The organism is Burkholderia sp. Z1 (assembly GCF_014893795.1).
In the GTDB taxonomy this organism is placed as follows: domain Bacteria; phylum Pseudomonadota; class Gammaproteobacteria; order Burkholderiales; family Burkholderiaceae; genus Burkholderia; species Burkholderia theae.
Genome location: NZ_JACFYL010000001.1, coordinates 3406432 through 3423795 on the forward strand (window position 1 = coordinate 3406432; position 17364 = coordinate 3423795).

Annotated in this window: 17 protein-coding genes; 14 read left to right on the forward strand and 3 right to left on the reverse strand. The window is 68.9% G+C overall.

The window, feature by feature from the left end:
- The first annotated feature begins 4 nt into the window (after positions 1-4).
- From can to bioB, 8 genes are all read left to right on the forward strand, one after another.
- Positions 5-772: a carbonate dehydratase gene (can, locus tag H3H55_RS15820; RefSeq protein WP_193099229.1), complete on the forward strand. Its 768-nt coding sequence runs from the start codon at positions 5-7 to the stop codon at positions 770-772.
- A 90-nt stretch (positions 773-862) separates the two neighbouring features.
- Positions 863-1540 (forward strand): SDR family oxidoreductase, encoded by a 678-nt coding sequence (locus H3H55_RS15825; RefSeq protein ID WP_129513088.1) that lies wholly within the window; start codon positions 863-865, stop codon positions 1538-1540.
- A gap of 39 nt (positions 1541-1579) precedes the next feature.
- Positions 1580-2017, forward strand: a complete 438-nt coding sequence (locus H3H55_RS15830; RefSeq protein ID WP_193099231.1) for a YchJ family protein — start codon at positions 1580-1582, stop codon at positions 2015-2017.
- A gap of 106 nt (positions 2018-2123) precedes the next feature.
- On the forward strand, positions 2124-3392 hold the full coding sequence (locus H3H55_RS15835) for a dienelactone hydrolase family protein (RefSeq protein ID WP_193099232.1): 1269 nt from the start codon (positions 2124-2126) through the stop codon (positions 3390-3392).
- 514 nt (positions 3393-3906) lie between these two features.
- Entirely contained in the window at positions 3907-5253 is a 1347-nt protein-coding gene (gene bioA, locus H3H55_RS15840) for an adenosylmethionine--8-amino-7-oxononanoate transaminase (RefSeq protein WP_193099234.1), read from the forward strand.
- Positions 5250-6434, forward strand: coding sequence for an 8-amino-7-oxononanoate synthase (bioF, locus tag H3H55_RS15845; protein WP_193099235.1), 1185 nt, complete (start codon positions 5250-5252; stop codon positions 6432-6434). The genes bioA and bioF overlap by 4 nt, the downstream gene beginning before the upstream one ends.
- Positions 6431-7150 (forward strand): dethiobiotin synthase, encoded by a 720-nt coding sequence (gene bioD / locus H3H55_RS15850; protein ID WP_193099236.1) that lies wholly within the window; start codon positions 6431-6433, stop codon positions 7148-7150. Before bioF ends, bioD begins: the two co-directional genes overlap by 4 nt.
- 41 nt (positions 7151-7191) lie before the next feature.
- Positions 7192-8211, forward strand: a complete 1020-nt coding sequence (bioB, locus tag H3H55_RS15855) for a biotin synthase BioB (RefSeq protein WP_193099238.1) — start codon at positions 7192-7194, stop codon at positions 8209-8211.
- Between the two features lie 81 nt (positions 8212-8292).
- On the opposite strand, the gene H3H55_RS15860 is transcribed toward bioB, so the two are convergent.
- The gene (locus tag H3H55_RS15860) at positions 8293-9210 is read right to left on the reverse strand and encodes a LysR family transcriptional regulator (RefSeq protein ID WP_176049534.1); all 918 of its coding nucleotides are present in this window, start codon (positions 9208-9210) and stop codon (positions 8293-8295) included.
- A gap of 259 nt (positions 9211-9469) precedes the next feature.
- Between H3H55_RS15860 and H3H55_RS15865 the strand changes: the two genes are divergently transcribed.
- The 6 genes from H3H55_RS15865 (at position 9470) to H3H55_RS15890 (ending at position 15430) form a co-directional block, all read left to right on the forward strand.
- Positions 9470-10252: a 5-oxoprolinase subunit PxpA gene (locus H3H55_RS15865; RefSeq protein WP_193099239.1), complete on the forward strand. Its 783-nt coding sequence runs from the start codon at positions 9470-9472 to the stop codon at positions 10250-10252.
- A gap of 22 nt (positions 10253-10274) precedes the next feature.
- Positions 10275-10517 carry an acetyl-CoA carboxylase gene (locus H3H55_RS15870; protein WP_193099240.1) on the forward strand — a complete coding sequence of 81 codons (243 nt, stop codon included), beginning with the start codon at positions 10275-10277 and terminating at the stop codon, positions 10515-10517.
- 4 nt (positions 10518-10521) lie between these two features.
- On the forward strand, positions 10522-11979 hold the full coding sequence (locus H3H55_RS15875; RefSeq protein WP_193099242.1) for an acetyl-CoA carboxylase biotin carboxylase subunit: 1458 nt from the start codon (positions 10522-10524) through the stop codon (positions 11977-11979).
- Complete coding sequence (locus H3H55_RS15880; RefSeq protein ID WP_193099243.1) at positions 11976-12851, forward strand: 5-oxoprolinase subunit B family protein; 876 nt, start codon at positions 11976-11978, stop codon at positions 12849-12851. Before H3H55_RS15875 ends, H3H55_RS15880 begins: the two co-directional genes overlap by 4 nt.
- The gene (locus tag H3H55_RS15885) at positions 12841-13836 is read left to right on the forward strand and encodes a biotin-dependent carboxyltransferase family protein (protein WP_193099244.1); all 996 of its coding nucleotides are present in this window, start codon (positions 12841-12843) and stop codon (positions 13834-13836) included. Before H3H55_RS15880 ends, H3H55_RS15885 begins: the two co-directional genes overlap by 11 nt.
- Before the next feature lie 238 nt (positions 13837-14074).
- Complete coding sequence (locus H3H55_RS15890; protein ID WP_193099246.1) at positions 14075-15430, forward strand: purine-cytosine permease family protein; 1356 nt, start codon at positions 14075-14077, stop codon at positions 15428-15430.
- 36 nt (positions 15431-15466) lie between these two features.
- On the opposite strand, the gene H3H55_RS15895 is transcribed toward H3H55_RS15890, so the two are convergent.
- The gene (locus H3H55_RS15895) at positions 15467-16555 is read right to left on the reverse strand and encodes a suppressor of fused domain protein (protein ID WP_193099248.1); all 1089 of its coding nucleotides are present in this window, start codon (positions 16553-16555) and stop codon (positions 15467-15469) included.
- A gap of 74 nt (positions 16556-16629) precedes the next feature.
- A complete protein-coding gene (locus H3H55_RS15900) occupies positions 16630-17355 on the reverse strand; it encodes a copper homeostasis protein CutC (protein WP_193099249.1) in 726 nt (241 codons plus the stop codon).
- Positions 17356-17364: the final 9 nt, after the last annotated feature.

Genomic DNA, 17364 nt, shown 5'->3' on the forward strand with positions numbered 1-17364 from the left:
ACCGATGAACACCCAAGACAATCCGCTTTCACACCTGTTCGACAACAACGACGCGTGGGTCAAACGCAAGCTCGCCGACGATCCCGAATTCTTCACGCGCCTCGCCGACCAGCAGGCGCCCGAATATCTGTGGATCGGCTGCTCGGATTCGCGCGTGCCCGCGAACCAGATCATCGGCCTGCCGCCGGGCGAAGTGTTCGTGCACCGTAACATCGCGAACGTCGTCGTGCACAGCGACCTGAACTGCCTGTCGGTGATCCAGTTCGCGGTCGACATCCTGCGCGTGAAGCACATCATGGTCGTCGGCCACTACGGCTGCTCGGGCGTGAACGCGGCGCTGCACAACCGCCGCGTCGGCCTCGCGGACAACTGGCTGCATCACGTGCAGGACGTGCGCGAGCGCCACGCGGCCCTGCTCGACGAATGGCCGGTGGGCGAAGCGCGTTATCGCCGCCTGATCGAACTGAATTCGATCGAGCAGGTCGTCAACGTGTGCCGCACGACGATCGTCAACGACGCGTGGGCGCGTGGCCAGTCGCTCACCGTGCACGGGCTCGTGTACGGCGTGCACGACGGCCGGATGCGCAACCTCGGGATGGCCGTGTCGAGCTTCGACGCGCTCGACGAAACCTACAAGCGCTGCGTTGCCGCGCTCACCGCACGCGGCGAGCATGCGCCCGACAACGACATGGTCGTCGCCGATGCCGCGCAAATGAACGAAGTCGCGCAGGCGGTGGTCGATACGCTGAAGCCGTGCACGGACGCGGAGTAAGCACGCGTTCCGCGTCGGCGGCGACGCAACGGCAACCTGCATCGAACTGACCTGACGCCGTCACCACGGCACTGCAAAGGAGCGACGGGCATGAAAACCGTACTGATCGTCGGCGCATCGCGCGGCCTCGGCCGCGAATTCGTCAGGCAATACCGGCGCGACGGCTGGAACGTGATCGCCACCGCGCGCGACGAAGCGTCGCTCACCGAACTGCACGCGCTCGGCGCGCAAGCCCACGCGCTCGACATCGCGCAGCCGGAGCAGATCGCGGCGCTCGGCTGGAAGCTCGACGGCGAACGGCTCGATGCGGCCGTGCTCGTATCGGGCGTCTACGGGCCGCGCACCGAAGGCGTCGAGACGATCACCGCCGAGGATTTCGACGCGGTGATGCACACGAACGTGCGCGGGCCGATGCAGTTGCTGCCGATCCTGCTGCCGCTCGTCGAGGATGCGCGCGGCGTGCTGGCCGTCGTGTCGAGCCGGATGGGCAGCATCGCCGAGGCGACCGGCACCACCGGCTGGCTGTATCGCGCGAGCAAGGCCGCGCTGAACGACGTGCTGCGCATCGCGTCGCTGCAGACGCGTCACGCCGCGTGCATCTCGCTCCATCCCGGCTGGGTGCGCACCGACATGGGCGGCGCGCAGGCCGCGATCGATCCGGAAACCAGCGTGACCGGCATGCGCCGCGTGATCGCCGAAGCCAACGCGGACGTGTCGCAGGCCAACGGCCGTTTCTTCCAGTACGACGGCATCGAGCTGAGCTGGTGAGCCGAACCGACAACCCGGCGTCGTTAATTCCCGTTTCGCATGATTTTGACCCGACCTGACGCGTGCCCGTGCGGCGGCGCGTCCCCCGCTCCCGCCGGCAAAGCCCCGGCGCCCCGCTATGCGGCCTGCTGCGGCCGCTTCATCGACGGCGGCGCCGCCGCGCCGACCGCGCTCGAGTTGATGCGCTCGCGGTACAGCGCGTACGTGCTCGGCGCCACCGACTACCTGCGCGCGACGTGGGCGGCGCGCACCTGCCCGCCCGATCTCGACACCGACCCCGAAGCGCCCGATGCGCCGCGCTGGCTCGGCCTCGCGGTGAAACGCCATGCGCCGCTCGACGAACGGCACGCGGAGGTTGAGTTCGTGGCCCGCTACAAGGTTGGCGGACGCGCTTACCGGCTCCACGAGACGAGCCGTTTCGAGCGCGACGAGCACGGTTTCTGGCGCTATGTCGACGGTGAAGTAAGTGAACGCTGACAAATAGTTGCTGTGTCAGACGCCGGGTAATTCCCGCATTGCACAACCCGAATTTGTCGGGCTACGATGACCTCGAATTGGTCATGTTGCATGGCAGGGCTTACGAATGGCGTTCAGCAAGGTATTGGTGGGATGGATGGCGGCCTGTGCGCTGTCGGCCGCTCAGGCCGGTACGCTGCCGAACGCGAATACGGGTGCCGGCACGGCAACCGGATCGCTCGCCCACGCCGAGCGCTTCGATTACAGCGACGCAAACCTGCCGCAGGTCGCGGCCGACCTCAACGAACAAATCCTCCGCATTCCGGCCGATGCTTCGGGCTCCGTCACGCTCGAAGCGACCCTCTTCAAGCCGGACGGCCCCGGCCCGTTCCCGCTCGTCGTCTTCAACCACGGCAAGAACACCGGCGATCTCCATCTGCAGCCGCGCAGCCGGCCGCTCGCGTTCGCGCGCGAATTCGTGCGCCGCGGCTACGCGGTGATCGCGCCGAACCGCCAGGGCTTCGCCGGCTCGGACGGCACCTACCAGCAGGAAGGCTGCAACGTCGGGAAGAACGGCCTCGCGCAGGCCGCCGACGTCGACGCGACGGTGCGCTACATGTCGCGCCAGTCTTACGTCGACGCGTCGCGCATCGTCGTCGCCGGCACGTCGCACGGAGGCCTCGTGTCGGTCGCGTACGGCACCGAAGCCGCACCGGGCGTGCGCGGCATCATCAACTTCTCGGGCGGGCTGCGCCAGGACCTGTGCGACGGCTGGCAGCGCAACCTCGTCGACGCGTTCGACCAGTACGGCGCGCACACGGCCGTGCAGTCGCTGTGGCTGTACGGCGACAACGATTCGGTGTGGACGCCCGGGCTCGTCGCGCAAATGCACGACGCGTACGTGTCGCACGGCACGCAGGCCCAGTTCATCGATTTCGGCCGCTACAAGGACGACGCGCACCGGCTGATCGTCGATCGCGACGGCGTGCCGATCTGGTGGCCGGCCGTCAACGCGTTCCTCGCGAAACTGAACCTGCCGACCACGGTGCACTATGCGGTCGCGAACCCGCACGAACCCAAAGCCACCGGCTATGCGGCCATCGATGCGGTCAACGCGGTGCCGTATGTCGACGAAGCCGGCCGCGACGGCTACCGCCGCTTCCTGAACCAGCATCCGAGCCGCGCGTTCGCGGTGTCGTCGGAAGGCGCGTGGTCGTGGGCCGAAGGCGGCGACGACCCGATGGCGCTCGCGCTCGACAACTGCGCGAAGCAAGACGCGGGCGCGTGCCGGCTGTACGCGGTCAACGACCGCGTCGTGTGGAACACGACGCAGACGGCCGACAACGGCGACGACAACACGCGCGACACTGCTGCGCCCGCGCTGGCTTCGCGCTGATACTGACGCGCGGCGGGTAGTAAGCCGCGCCTGTTTCGCTGCCGTTCCCGCTTCCCGTCTCGCTCCTCATCCCTCATTCTTCCGTGCGCGATCGCCTCGCGCGTCGCCGTCTACGCGCTTGCGCCGTCTCGCCATCACCTGCCGTTCCGGCGGTCCGCTCCCGCGCCTGATTCCGCAGACCATTCCGCCGCCACCTCTCGTGCGTGGTATCGCTTCCCTCTGTCGCGCCCCCTTCGATCCCCGATTTTTCGCGATCGCACCGCATGCCGCCCCGCGATTTTTTTCTGTCGGGGGGTCTCACTCGAACGTCGTCATCTGCCGTCATTTCCGGGCATCCGATCCGTTCCGTTCCGAGCCGCTCCGATCTGCGCCGAACTCCCGCCCCGTAAGGCTTTGCGGTGTTTGTAACCGCTAGTGCAACGTCGCGCGGAACACGCTAATCTCAGCGCGTTTTCGTATCTGCCGCGCGGCATCCCGTCGATGCCGCGCGGCCGTTTTAGCCTCCGGAGTTGCCTTGAGTACGCCAGCCACCGACGACTGGGTCGCGCGCAGCCTGCGCGCGGTCTGGCACCCCTGCACCCAGATGAAGCACCACGAGCGCCTGCCGCTCGTTCCCGTCGCGCGCGGTGCGGGCGTATGGCTGTACGACCGCGACGGCCGCCGCTACTTCGACGCGATCAGCTCGTGGTGGGTCAACCTGTTCGGCCATGCGAACCCGGACATCAACGCGGCGCTGAAGGACCAGCTCGACACGCTCGAGCACGCGATGCTCGCCGGCTGCACGCACGAGCCCGCAATCGAGCTCGCCGAGCGGCTGCACGCGCTCACCGCGCGCACGCTCGGCCATGCGTTCTTCGCGTCGGACGGCGCGTCGGCCGTCGAGATCGCGCTGAAGATGAGCTTCCACGCGTGGCGCAACCGCGGCCGCGCGGGCAAGCAGGAATTCGTGTGCGTCGCGAACAGCTATCACGGCGAGACGATCGGCGCGCTCGGCGTGACCGACGTCGCGCTGTTCAAGGACGCGTACGACCCGCTGATCCGCCATGCGCACGTCGTCGCGTCGCCCGATGCGCGCGGCGCGCTGCCGGGCGAGACGGCCGCCGACGTCGCGGGCCGCGCGCTCGCCGACGTGCGGCGCCTGTTCGTCGAACGCGGCGACCGGATCGCCGCGCTGATCGTCGAGCCGCTGGTGCAGTGCGCGGCCGGCATGGCCATGCACGATCCGTCGTACGTGCGCGGCCTGCGCGCACTGTGCGACGAATTCGGCGTGCACCTGATCGCCGACGAGATCGCGGTCGGCTGCGGCCGTACCGGCACCTTCTTCGCGTGCGAACAGGCCGGTGTCTGGCCCGATTTCATGTGCCTGTCGAAAGGCATCAGCGGCGGCTACCTGCCGCTGTCGCTCGTGCTCACGCGTGACGACGTGTTCGCGGCGTTCTACGACGACGACACGACGCGCGGCTTCCTGCACTCGCATTCGTACACCGGCAATCCGCTCGCGTGCCGCGCGGCGGTCGCGACGCTCGACCTGTTCGCGCGCGACGACGTGCTCGCGGCAAACGCCCGCAAGTCGGCCGCGATGCGCACCGCGCTCGCGCCGCTCGACACGCACCCGCAGGTGCGCCACCTGCGCGAGCGCGGCACGCTGTTCGCGTTCGACGTCGCGCTCGACGGCGACGCGGCGCGCGGCTTCTCGCGGCGCTTCTTCGAACGCGCGCTCGAACGCGAGCTGCTGCTGCGCCCGATCGGCACGACCGTGTACCTGATGCCGCCGTACGTGATGAGCGACGACGACATCGCGTGGCTCGCGCAGCGCACGCGAGACACGCTCGACGCAACGCTTGCGGAGATTGCACGATGAGCCTGCTCGACACCCTGCAGCGCGGCCTCGCCGATCTCGACGCGCAAGGGCTGCGCCGCGTGCGCCGCACCGCCGATACCGCGTGCGACGCGCGCATGACCGTCGACGGCCGCGAGATCGTCGGCTTCGCGAGCAACGACTATCTCGGCCTCGCCGCGCATCCGGCGCTCGTCGCCGCATTCGGCGAAGGTGCGCAGCGCTACGGCTCCGGCAGCGGCGGCTCGCACCTGCTCGGCGGCCATTCGCGCGCGCACGCGACGCTCGAGGACGAACTCGCGGGCTTCTCGGGCGGCTTCTCCGACGCGCCGCGCGCGCTGTACTTCAGCACCGGCTACATGGCGAACCTCGCCGCGATGACGGCACTCACCGGCAAAGGCGCGACGATCTTCTCCGACGCGCTGAACCACGCATCGCTGATCGACGGCATGCGGCTGTCGCGCGCGAACGTGCAGGTCTATCCGCATGCGGACACGGCCGCGCTCGCCGCGCTGCTCGACGCGTCCGATGCCGAAACGAAACTGATCGTCAGCGATACCGTGTTCAGCATGGACGGCGACCTCGCGCCGCTCGCCGAACTCGTCGCGCTGGCCGAACGCCACGGCGCGTGGCTCGTCGTCGACGATGCGCACGGCTTCGGCGTGCTCGGCCCGCAGGGCCGCGGCGCGCTCGCGGCCGCCGCGCTGCGTTCGCCGAATCTCGTCTACGTCGGCACGCTCGGCAAGGCCGCCGGCGTCGCGGGCGCCTTCGTCATCGCGCACGAGACCGTGATCGAATGGCTGATCCAGCGTGCGCGCAGCTACATCTTCACGACGGCCGCGCCGCCCGCCGTCGCGCATGCGGTATCGGCCAGCCTGAAGGTGATCGCGGGCGACGAAGGCGACGCGCGCCGCGCGCATCTCGCCGCGCTGATCGAGCGCACCCGCGCGCTGCTGCGCAACACGCGCTGGCAGCCGGTCGATTCGCACACGGCCGTGCAGCCGCTCGTGATCGGCAGCAACGACGCGACGCTCGCGGCGATGCGTGCACTCGACGCGCACGGCCTGTGGGTGCCCGCGATCCGGCCGCCGACGGTGCCGGCCGGCACGTCGCGGCTGCGCGTGTCGCTGTCGGCCGCGCATTCGTTCGACGATCTCGCGCGGCTCGAAGCGGCATTGATCGAAGCCAGCGAGGCCGCAGCATGACGGCCCCGCTCTCGCTCTTCGTCACCGGCACCGACACCGAAATCGGCAAGACCTTCGTATCGGCCGCGATGCTGCACGGCTTCGCGCGGCTCGGCCTGCGCGCGGCCGCGCTGAAGCCCGTCGCGGCCGGCGCGTACGAGCGCGACGGCGTCTGGCGCAACGAGGATGCCGACCAGCTCGACGCGGCCGCGAACGTGGTGCTGCCGCCCGAGCTGCGCACGCCGTTCCTGCTGAAGGCGCCGGCCGCGCCGCACATCGTCGCCGTGCAGGAAGGCGTGACGCTCGACATCGACACGATCGTCGCATGCCACCGCGAAGCGCTGACGCGTGCGGATATCGTCGTCGTCGAAGGCGCCGGCGGCTTCCGCGTGCCGATGAACGACACGCAGGACATGGCCGATCTCGCAGTCGCGCTCGGCGTGCCGGTCGTGCTCGTGGTCGGCGTGCGGCTCGGCTGCATCAACCACGCGCTGCTCACCGCCGACGCGATTGCCGCACGCGGCCTCAAGCTCGCAGGCTGGGTGGCAAACCACGTCGACCCGGCCATGTCGTTCCCCGACGAGAACATCGCAACAATGCGCGACTGGCTCGCGCGCGAGCACCGCGCACCGCTGCTCGGCCGCATTCCGCACATGAGCCCGGCTGCCTCCGAATCCGCCGCGGCGATGCTCGACATCGACGCGCTCGTCGAGTCGCTGCGCACCGCGCAGCGTTGACCCAACCGAATCCCCACTCCCGCCCAGGACAGGAAAACGAAATGACCCAAGCCCAGACCGCCGCCGTGCAACCCGACGCGATTCCCGTGGCCGCACCGGCCCCGCAGCGCTGGCGCGTCGCCGACGTCGTCGCGCTGTTCGCGCTGCCGTTCAACGACCTGATCTTCCGCGCACAGCAGGTGCATCGCGAGCACTTCGATGCGAACGCGGTGCAGCTGTCGACGCTGCTGTCGATCAAGACGGGCGGCTGCGAGGAAGATTGCGGCTACTGCTCGCAGTCGTCGCATCACGACACGGGCCTGAAGGCCGAAAAGCTGATGGACGTCGACGCGGTGCTCGACGCCGCGCGCGCGGCGAAGGCGAACGGCGCGAGCCGCTTCTGCATGGGCGCCGCGTGGCGCAACCCGAAGGAGCGCCACATGCCGGCGCTGACCGAGATGGTGCGCGGCGTGAAGGAGCTCGGCCTCGAGACCTGCATGACGCTCGGCATGCTGGAAGACGAGCAGGCGCAGCAGCTCGCGACCGCAGGCCTCGACTACTACAACCACAACCTCGACACGTCGCCGGAGTTCTACGGCCAGGTGATCTCGACGCGTACGTACCAGGACCGCCTCGACACGCTCGACCGCGTGCGTGACGCCGGCATCAACGTGTGCTGCGGCGGCATCATCGGGATGGGCGAATCGCGCCGCGAACGCGCGGGCCTGATCTCGCAGCTCGCGAACCTGAACCCGTATCCGGATTCGGTGCCGATCAACAACCTCGTCGCGATCGAAGGCACGCCGCTCGAAGGCACCGCGCCGCTCGACCCGTTCGAGTTCGTGCGCACGATCGCGGTCGCGCGTATCACGATGCCGAAGGCCGTCGTGCGCCTGTCGGCCGGCCGCGAGCAGCTCGACGACGGGCTGCAGGCAATGTGCTTCCTCGCCGGCGCGAACTCGATGTTCTACGGCGACCAGCTGCTGACGACCAGCAACCCGCAATCGCAGAAGGATCGCGCGCTGTTCGAACGCCTCGGCATCCGCGCGAGCGACGCGGACGCGATGTCGGCCAGCGCGTAAGCGCAACGCACGGCGGATTCGTCCACCGAAGAAAAAAGCCGGGATGCGTCCCGGCTTTTTTCATGCGGGTTCGCCGCGCACTCAGGTCGCGCCGCCCAGCGCGCGCGGCTCCATGAACGTGTGCCTGAAGTAGTCGCGCACCGCGTGCATCGCGGGGCTCAACTCGATGTTCTTGCGCCACGCGAGGCCGACGCTCATCGGCGGCACCGGGTCGCGCAGCACGATCGTCTCGATACGCCGCCCTTCGAGCGACCACGGGCGATACACCATGTCGGACAGGATCGCGACGCCGCTGCCGTTCGCGACCATGCTGCGCACGGCCTCGACCGACGACGTGCGCAGGATCACGTTCGGCCGGTACGGCGTCTCGTTCCAGTAGCGCAGCGCCGTCTGTCCGGCCTCGTCGACCGTCAGCATCACGAACGGCTCGTGTGCGACCTCCGCGAACGTGACGCTCTCGCGCCTGAGCAGCGGATGATGCGCGCCGACCCACAGCCGGCGCACCGAATGGATCACCGGCTCCAGCACGAGCTCGGGATTCGACACGTTCGACGTCAGCAGCACGGCCATGTCGTAGCGGCCCGCGATCAGCCCTTCCTCGATCGACTCGCGGTTCAGTTCATGCAGGTGGATCGTCAGGCGCGGATAGAGCGTCTTCAACCGCAGCACGTGATGCGGCAGGAAGTAGCCGAGCACCGTGTAGCTCGCGGCGATCGCAAGCGTGCCGGTCAGCGTGCTTTCGAGGTTCGGGATCCGCATCGCCTCGTCGACCGACGACAGGATCGTGTACGCATGATTGAGAAAGCGCCGCCCGGTATCCGTGAGCGTCACGCCCGCCGACGTGCGCAGGAACAGCTGCGTGCCGAGGCTGTCCTCCAGCTCCTTGATGGCGCTCGTCACGGCCGACTGCGAGATCGTGAGCTGGATCGCGGCCTGCGAGATCTGTCCGAGCTCGGCGGTCGCGACGAAGTACTTGAGCTGTCTGAGAGTCAGGGCCATGTCCGGTGGAAAACTGATGGGCACACGGCAAACATCATATCAACCGCTCCGCCGGCGGCAATCCGTGACCGCCCGACCCACGCACACGGGCCTGTGGCGGCGCTGCGCGGCCGATTCGCGCGATATCTGAAAAATCGATACGGTCGCATATAAAAATAGAACTATTTTGACGCACCCCGCACGGCTAACCTGCGTTCAACACGGTTTCGGCCCGCGCCCCGGCGCAAACGAGACCGGAGAACCTGGAGGAACGAACCGTATGAGGAAGCACAGTGTCGACCTGAATTCCGACATGGGCGAGGGTTTCGGCCCGTGGACGATCGGCGACGGCGTCGACGAGCAGATCATGCCGCTCATCAGCTCGGCGAACATCGCCACCGGTTTTCATGCCGGCGATCCGAACATCATGGCGCGCACGGTGCGACTCGCGCGCGACGCCGGCGTCGGCATCGGCGCGCATCCGGGCTTTCGCGATCTGGTCGGCTTCGGCCGCCGCACGATCACCGAAACGCCGCAGGCGCTCGTCCACGACATCCTGTACCAGCTCGGCGCGCTACGCGAATTCGCGCGCCTGAACGGCGTGAGCCTGCAGCACGTCAAGCCGCACGGCGCGCTCTACATGCATGCGGCATCCAATGAAGCGTTCTCGCGGCTGCTGATCGAGACGCTGCAGCGCGTCGACCCCGGCCTGTGGCTGTACTGCATGGAAGCATCGGTTACCTATCGCGTGGCAATGGAGTACGAACAGCCGGTGATCCGCGAGTTCTACGCGGATCGCGACTACGACCGCAGCGGCTCGATCGTGTTCACGCGCCGCGTCGGCCGCCTCGACCCGCACCAGGTCGCCGACAAGGTGCTGCGCGCATGCATCGACGGCAAGGTGCGCACGATCGACGGCGACGACATCGACATCGATTTCGATTCGGTCTGCATCCACAGCGACACGCCGGGTGCGCTCGACCTCGTGCGCGAAACGCGCCACGCGCTGCTCCGGGAAGGCATCCGGACCGCCGGCCCGCAGCCGCTCGCCGCGCATCACTAATACCGATTCAAGGAGACACAAGATGGCACTGCACGATATCGTCAGCCCGCTGCCGGGTACCTTCTACCGGCGCCCGTCGCCCGACGCGGACTACTACGTCGCGGTCGATGCGACGGTCGCAGCCGGCGCTGTCGTCGGCCTCGTCGAAGTGATGAAACAGTTCACGGAGATCGAAGCCGAGCTGGCCGGCCGCGTCGCGGAGCTGCTCGTCGAGGACGGCGAGCCGGTCGACGCGGGTCAGGTGCTGATGCGAATCGAGGGGTGACGCGATGAATCCGGCAATCTCCTCCGGCGCGTTCTATCGCCCGTCGCGGATCCGAACCGTACTGGTCGCGAACCGCGGCGAAATCGCGGTGCGCGTGATTCGCGCGGCACGCGAGCTCGGCATGCGCGCGGTCGCCGTGGTCAGCGACGCGGACCGCGACAGCCTCGCCGCGCGCATGGCCGACGAAGCGATCCACATCGGGCCGTCGCACGCAGCGAAGAGCTACCTGAATCCCGCCGCGATCCTCGACGCCGCGCGGCAATGCGGTGCGGACGCGATCCATCCGGGCTACGGCTTCCTGTCGGAGAACGCCGCATTCGCCGCCCAGGTCGAGGCGGCCGGGCTGATCTTCGTCGGCCCGGATTCGCAGGTGATCGCGACGATGGGCGACAAGGCGCGCGCCCGCGACACCGCGCGGCGTGCGAACGTGCCGACGGTGCCCGGCAGCGACGGCGTCGTGCAGTCGCTCGACGAAGCGCGCGAAGTCGCCGCGCGCATCGGCTACCCGATCATGATCAAGGCGGCAGCGGGCGGCGGCGGGCGCGGCATCCGCGTCGCGCACGACGCCGTGCAGCTCGACGCCGAACTGCCGCTCGCGCAGCGCGAGGCGCAGGCCGCGTTCGGCGACGGCGGCGTCTATCTCGAACGCTTCATCGCGCGCGCCCGGCACATCGAGGTGCAGGTGCTCGGCGACGGGCATGACGTCGTCCACCTGTTCGAGCGCGAATGCTCGCTGCAGCGCCGCCGCCAGAAGATCCTCGAGGAAGCGCCGTCGCCGTCGCTCGCACCGGCGCAGCGCGACGCACTGTGCGCATCGGCGACGCGCCTTGCGCGCGAAGTCGGCTATCGCAGCGCGGGCACGCTCGAATACCTGTTCGACGACGCGCGCGGCGAGTTCTACTTCATCGAGATGAACACGCGCATCCAGGTCGAGCATCCGGTGACCGAGGCGATCACCGGCATCGATCTCGTGCGCGAGACGCTGCGCATCGCCGACGGCGAACCGCTGCGCTTCGTGCAGCAGGACATCGCGATGCGCGGCGCGGCGCTCGAATGCCGGATCAACGCAGAGGACCCGCTGCAGGATTTCCGCCCGAATCCCGGCCGGATCGATGCACTGGAGTGGCCGACCGGCCCCGGCGTGCGCGTCGATTCGCTGCTCTATCCGGGCTACGTCGTGCCGCCGTTCTACGATTCGCTGCTCGCGAAGCTGATCGTGCACGACGAGAGCCGCGCGGCCGCGCTGCAACGGCTCGCACGCGCGCTCGGCGAACTGCACGTCGGCGGTGTGAAGACCACCGCGCCGCTGCACGTGGCGCTGCTCGCGGACGACGATGTGCGCGCCGGACGCTACCACACGAATTTTCTCGAAGCGTGGATGCCGCAGTGGCGCAAAGCCGCGACGGACGCCGCGCGCGAGCATGCAACCGAGGACGCCGTGCGCGTCGGGGAGGCCCTGTGACGACCCGCTATACGTTCGGCGGCGACGAGTTCGTGTTCGTCGAAATCGGCGAAGCCATGTCGCTCGACGCGTTCTTCAAGGGCACGGCAATCACGCGCGAACTGCAGCGGCGCGCGGTGCCGGGCATCACCGAGATCTGTCCGGCGAACGCGTCGTACCAGGTGCGCTACGACCCGGACGTGATCGATCCCGACGCGCTCGTCGCGCTGCTGAAGACGGTCGAGGCCGACGTCGGCGAAGCATCGCTCGAACTCGACACGCGCATCGTCGAGATACCCGTGCTCTACAACGATCCGTGGACGCATGAAACGCTGATGCGGTTTCGCGAGCGCCACCAGGATCCGTCGTCAACCGATCTCGAATATGCGGCGCGCATCAACGGCAAGCAAAACGTCGACGAATTCATCGCCGCGCATTCGGGCTCGCCATGGTTCGTTTCGATGGTCGGCTTCGTCGCGGGCCTGCCGTTCATGTACCAGATGGTCGAGCGCGCGCGCCAGCTCGAAGTGCCGAAATACCTGCGGCCGCGCACCGACACGCCGAAGCTCACCGTCGGCCACGGCGGCTGTTTCGGCTGCATCTATTCGGTGCGCGGCGCGGGTGGCTACCAGATGTTCGGCGTGACGCCGGCGCCGATCTTCGATCCCGCGCAGCGGCTCGACTACCTGCACGATTTCATGGTGTTCTTCCGGCCCGGCGACATCGTGAAGTTCACGCCGATCGACCGCGATGCGTACGACGCCGCCGTCGCGGCGGTCGATGCCGGCACCTTCTCCCTGCGCGTGCGCCCCGTGAAGTTCTCGCTCGACGCATTCCTGCGCGATCCCGACGCGTACAACCGCTCTCTCGTCGAGGTGCTGCATGCAAGCTGACGCGCACAACGTGATCGAGGTCGTGAAACCCGGCCTCGCGACATCGGTCCAGGACACGGGCCGGCAAGGCTATTACCACGTCGGCATTCCGCCGTCGGGCGCGCTCGACCAGTACGCGTCGCGCGCGGCGAACCTGCTCGTCGGCAATCCCGAACAGGCGGCCGTGCTCGAATGCACGCTGCTCGGCCCCGAGCTGATGTTCCATGTCGACGCGCTGATCGCCGTCACCGGCGCCGAGATGACGCCGAAGATCGACGGTGTCGGGCAGCGCTGCAACGTCGCGCTGCGGATCCGCGCCGGCAGCGTGCTGTCGTTCAACTACGTGAAGGGCGGCGCACGCGCGTACCTCGCCGTCGCGGGCGGCATCGACGTGCCGGTCGTGCTCGGCAGCCGCTCGACGTATGCGCTCGGCGCGATCGGCGGCCATGCGGGCCGGCGTCTGCAGAAAGGCGACCGGCTGCCGATCGGCGCCGCGCACGGCACCCACCGCGAGGGGCGCGAACTGCCGGCGGCCGTGAGCCGGCCGCTCGACAGCCAGGTCGAGCTGCGCGTGCTGCCGGGCCTGTACCACTACCGGCTCACCGACGCATCGGCGCAGACGTTCTTCGACGACGAATGGACGGTCGCGCCCGAAGCGGATCGCATCGGCTACCGCTACAGGAACGGCCGCCCGCTGCAGTTCCGGCCGCGCGAGCAGCCGTTCGGCGCGGGCGCCGATCCGTCGAACATCGTCGACGCGTGCTACCCGATCGGCTCGATCCAGGTGCCGGCCGGACTCGAGCCGATCATCCTGCATCGCGATGCGGTGTCGGGCGGCGGCTATGCGACGATCGGCACGGTCATCAGCGCCGACATGGACCTGATCGGCCAGATGCAGCCGAACCACCGCGCGCGCTTCGTGCGCGTGACGATGGCCGACGCGCTCGCGGCGCGCCGCGAATACCAGCGACGCCTCGCGCTGCTGCGCGCCGTGCTGCGGGACTGATCGCCGCGCGCCCGGCCGTCGCGCCGGGCGCTGTTTGCGGCCGCACGCCGCCAGCGCTTCACGCGTTCCGTTTTTCGCTATCCGTTTCCCGCCCGCGCGGCCACGCGCCGCGCGGCGGGGGCGCTTGCGCGTTTTTTCTGCCGGACCGGTTGCCCGCCCGACGTCGGGGCAGCCCTGCGGATCGCATGTGCCGCGGCCGAGACGTCGTTCGCAATTTTGCTCATCGAGGAGCACGATCATGGCCAACCTGGCTCAGGCACGCACCGACGAGGATCTCGACCTGTCGACGCTCGCCATTCCCGATCACGCGCGCATGCCGCCCTTTTCGCTGACGATGGCGTGGTGGGCCGTGTGCAGCGCGGTGTTCTACATCGTCGTCGGCGCGACGCTCGCACTCACCTACGGCGCGCGCAACGCGCTGATCGGGATGGCGCTGTCGGTCGTGTCGTACGGCGTCGTCAATTCGATCATCAGCCGCTACGCGATCCGCACCGGCCTGTCGGTCGCGCTGTTCTCGCGCGTGCTGTTCGGCAGCGCGGGCGCGGCACTCGCGACGCTGATCTTCTTTGCGACGGCGATCTACTACGCGGTGTTCGAAGGCTCGGTGATCGCGGTCGCCGCGCACCATCAGTTTCCGGCGCTCGACTACAAGTGGGCCGCGCTGATCGTCGTTTGCTACAGCGTGCCGCTCGTGTTCGGCAGCGTGCAGCACTGGCTCGACAAGTTCAACGGCGTGCTGCTGCCGTTCTACCTGCTCGGGCTGCTCGCGGCCGTCGGGCTCGCGACGGCCGAGTACGGCTACCACGCCGCGTGGCTCGATTTCGGCCCCGCCGGCGGCGCACCGGCCGGCGGCTGGTGGCACTGCTTCGTCTACTACATGGGCGTGTGGGTGCTGATGATGTTCACGTTCGACTATGCGCGTTTCGGGCGCAAGGAAGACGCCGACTATCACGGCCGCTTCAACTTCGGGATGCCGTTCTATCTCGTCACGTTCCTCGTCAACGGCGCGGCCGGCATTTATCTCGTCAGTACGATTCCGGGGCTCGGTACGCTATCCGAAGTGTCGGTCGTGCTCGCGCTGCTGAAGCTGATGGGGCTGTGGGGGCTGCTGTTCGTGTGGGTCACGCAATCGCGCATCAACACCGCGAACTACTACCTCGCGACCGTCAACATGCAGGCGTTCTTCCTGAAAGTGGCCGGCCTGCGCGCGCCGAAATTCGTCTGGGCGCTCGTGGTCGGCGCGGTCGTCTATGCGCTGATGATGGCCGACATCTTCTCCCGGATCCTGCAGGCGCTCGCGTACCAGGGCATCTTCGTCGTCGCGTGGGTCGGCGTCGCGCTCGCGCACATCCTGTCGGCGCGTTACGGGCAGCTCGTCGGCGACGACGTCGAATGCCGCGACGCGCATGTGCCGACGTTCAACCCGGGCGGGCTGACCGCGTGGTTCTCCGGCGCGTTCGCGGGACTCGCGCTGAACCAGGCAACGGGGTTCGCCGCGTCGCTGTCGGCGCCGGCGACTTTCGTCGTGTCGTGGGTGGTCTATCGCACGTTGCTGGGCACCGCGAAACGAACCTGGTTCGTGCGCAATACGTGACGGTGAAGACGTAGCTCGAACGTGCGCCGCCGCGTGTCACCCGATCGTCTGCACCGCGTTGCCCTGCGCGTCGCGGATCACGGTCTTCTCGACACGCCAGCGCACGCCGTCGAGCCCGTCGACCGCATACTCGCCGGCGCGCGGCTGCAGCGTGCGCGCCAGTGCCTGCACGGTCGCGTCGGTAAGCTGCAGCGTCAGCGTGCCGTCCTCGTCGGTCACGCCGTTCGCGTCGCCGCGCACGAACCGCACCGCGCCGGCCTGACCGACCAGCCGGAACGGCCGGTCGAACGGCAGCCGCAACGGCAACAGCGTGACGAGTTCGTCGACCTGCCGCGCGCCGACGGTAATCTCGACGACCGGCGCGCGCAGCAGCCGCTTGCGCGTTTCCCAGCCCAGCACGTCGGTGAACAGGTAGCCGCTCGCCGAGCCGTCGCGCTGCGTGCCGGCGTCGACCTGCGCACGCACGTCCGCGCGCTCGAGCAGCGACGCGCGGCCGAGATCGGTCACCCACAGCGGCAAGTGCGGCAGCAGCGTGTCGAGCAGCGCGCGCGTGCGCCAGCGCTTCGCGGCGCGCTCCTCGTCGAGCGTCAGCCCGACGATCTGCAGGAACGCCAGGCGGCCGTGCGGCGTGTCGATCGCCGGCAGTTCCGGATCGAACGCGAAGCCCATCGAGCAGAGCGCCGTATCGGTGTCGAGCGCGATCGGGCCATTGGCCGTCATCCAGTGGCCGTCGTCGAATGCGTTGCCGCTCTGGAACACGTAGCGCGCGAGATTCTGCAGGAAGCTGAACGCCCAGCGCGGCGGCTCTTCATCGCCGGCATCGCAGGCGACGCGAATCGTCAGCTCGAACCCGAAGCCGCTGACGGCCGGATCGTCGGACTCCTTCGCATACAGCTCGCTCAACCCGTACGTGACGAAATGCCAGTGCGGCACGGGTTCCGCCCGCTTCCACACGCTGATCCCGTCGAGCGGATCGGGGCCGCCGAGCCGCCACTTGATCAACGTGCCGTAGTGCTTCGGTTCCTGGCCCGGATAGAGGCGTGCGAGCGCACCGTCGATCGCGTCCCAGCCCGGCGCGCCGTCATCGTCCGCGCCGCCCTGCGTGTCGTGTGTTGCGTCCGTCATGTGGCCCTCTCTCCCGGGTGGAGTCTTTGCGTGTCGGGCACGCGCGTGCGGCGGCCGTACGCATTACACGCGTGTCACACGTGCGACGCCGCGCCGTCGAGCGCCGCGCGCACCCGTTCGACGAGCTGCACGTCGACGCCCGCCAGCACCTCGCCGCGCGGCCGCACGCCCGAGCCGAAATGCACCGCGCGTACGCCGGTCGCCAGGACGAACTCGCCGACTGCGTCGACCGTGAGCCCCGAGCCGGCCAGCACCGTGCACGTCGAGCCTTCGGCCTGCCGCACCATCCGCGCGATCGTCGCGGCGGCGTCGAGCACCGACGGATGGCCGCCCGACGTCAGCACCGACGTGACGGCCGGCACGCGCAGCAGCGCGTCGAATGCGGCGTTGAGGTCGCGCGACACGTCGAACGCACGGTGGAATGTCAGCGCGCGGCCATCCGCGGCGGCCGCGATGCGGGCCAGCGCGCCGAGATCGATATCGCCGCGCGCGTCGAGCGCGCCGAACACGACGCCGTTCGCGCCGGCCGCGACGGCCGCGCGCACGTCGCGCTCGATCACGCGCAGGTCGTCGGCGTCGTAGACGAACGACCGGCTGTGCGGGCGCACGATCACGTTGACGGGAATTGGCACGGCGGCCACGACGGCCTCGATCAGGCCGACGCTCGGCGTCAGCCCGCCTTCGGTGATCGCGGTCACGAGTTCGAGGCGGTCGGCGCCCGCGCGGGCGGCGGCTTTCGCATCGCCGACGGTCGTGGCGATCACCTCGAGGAGGACGGAGGAAGCGGCGTTTCGGTTCATCGGCGGCTC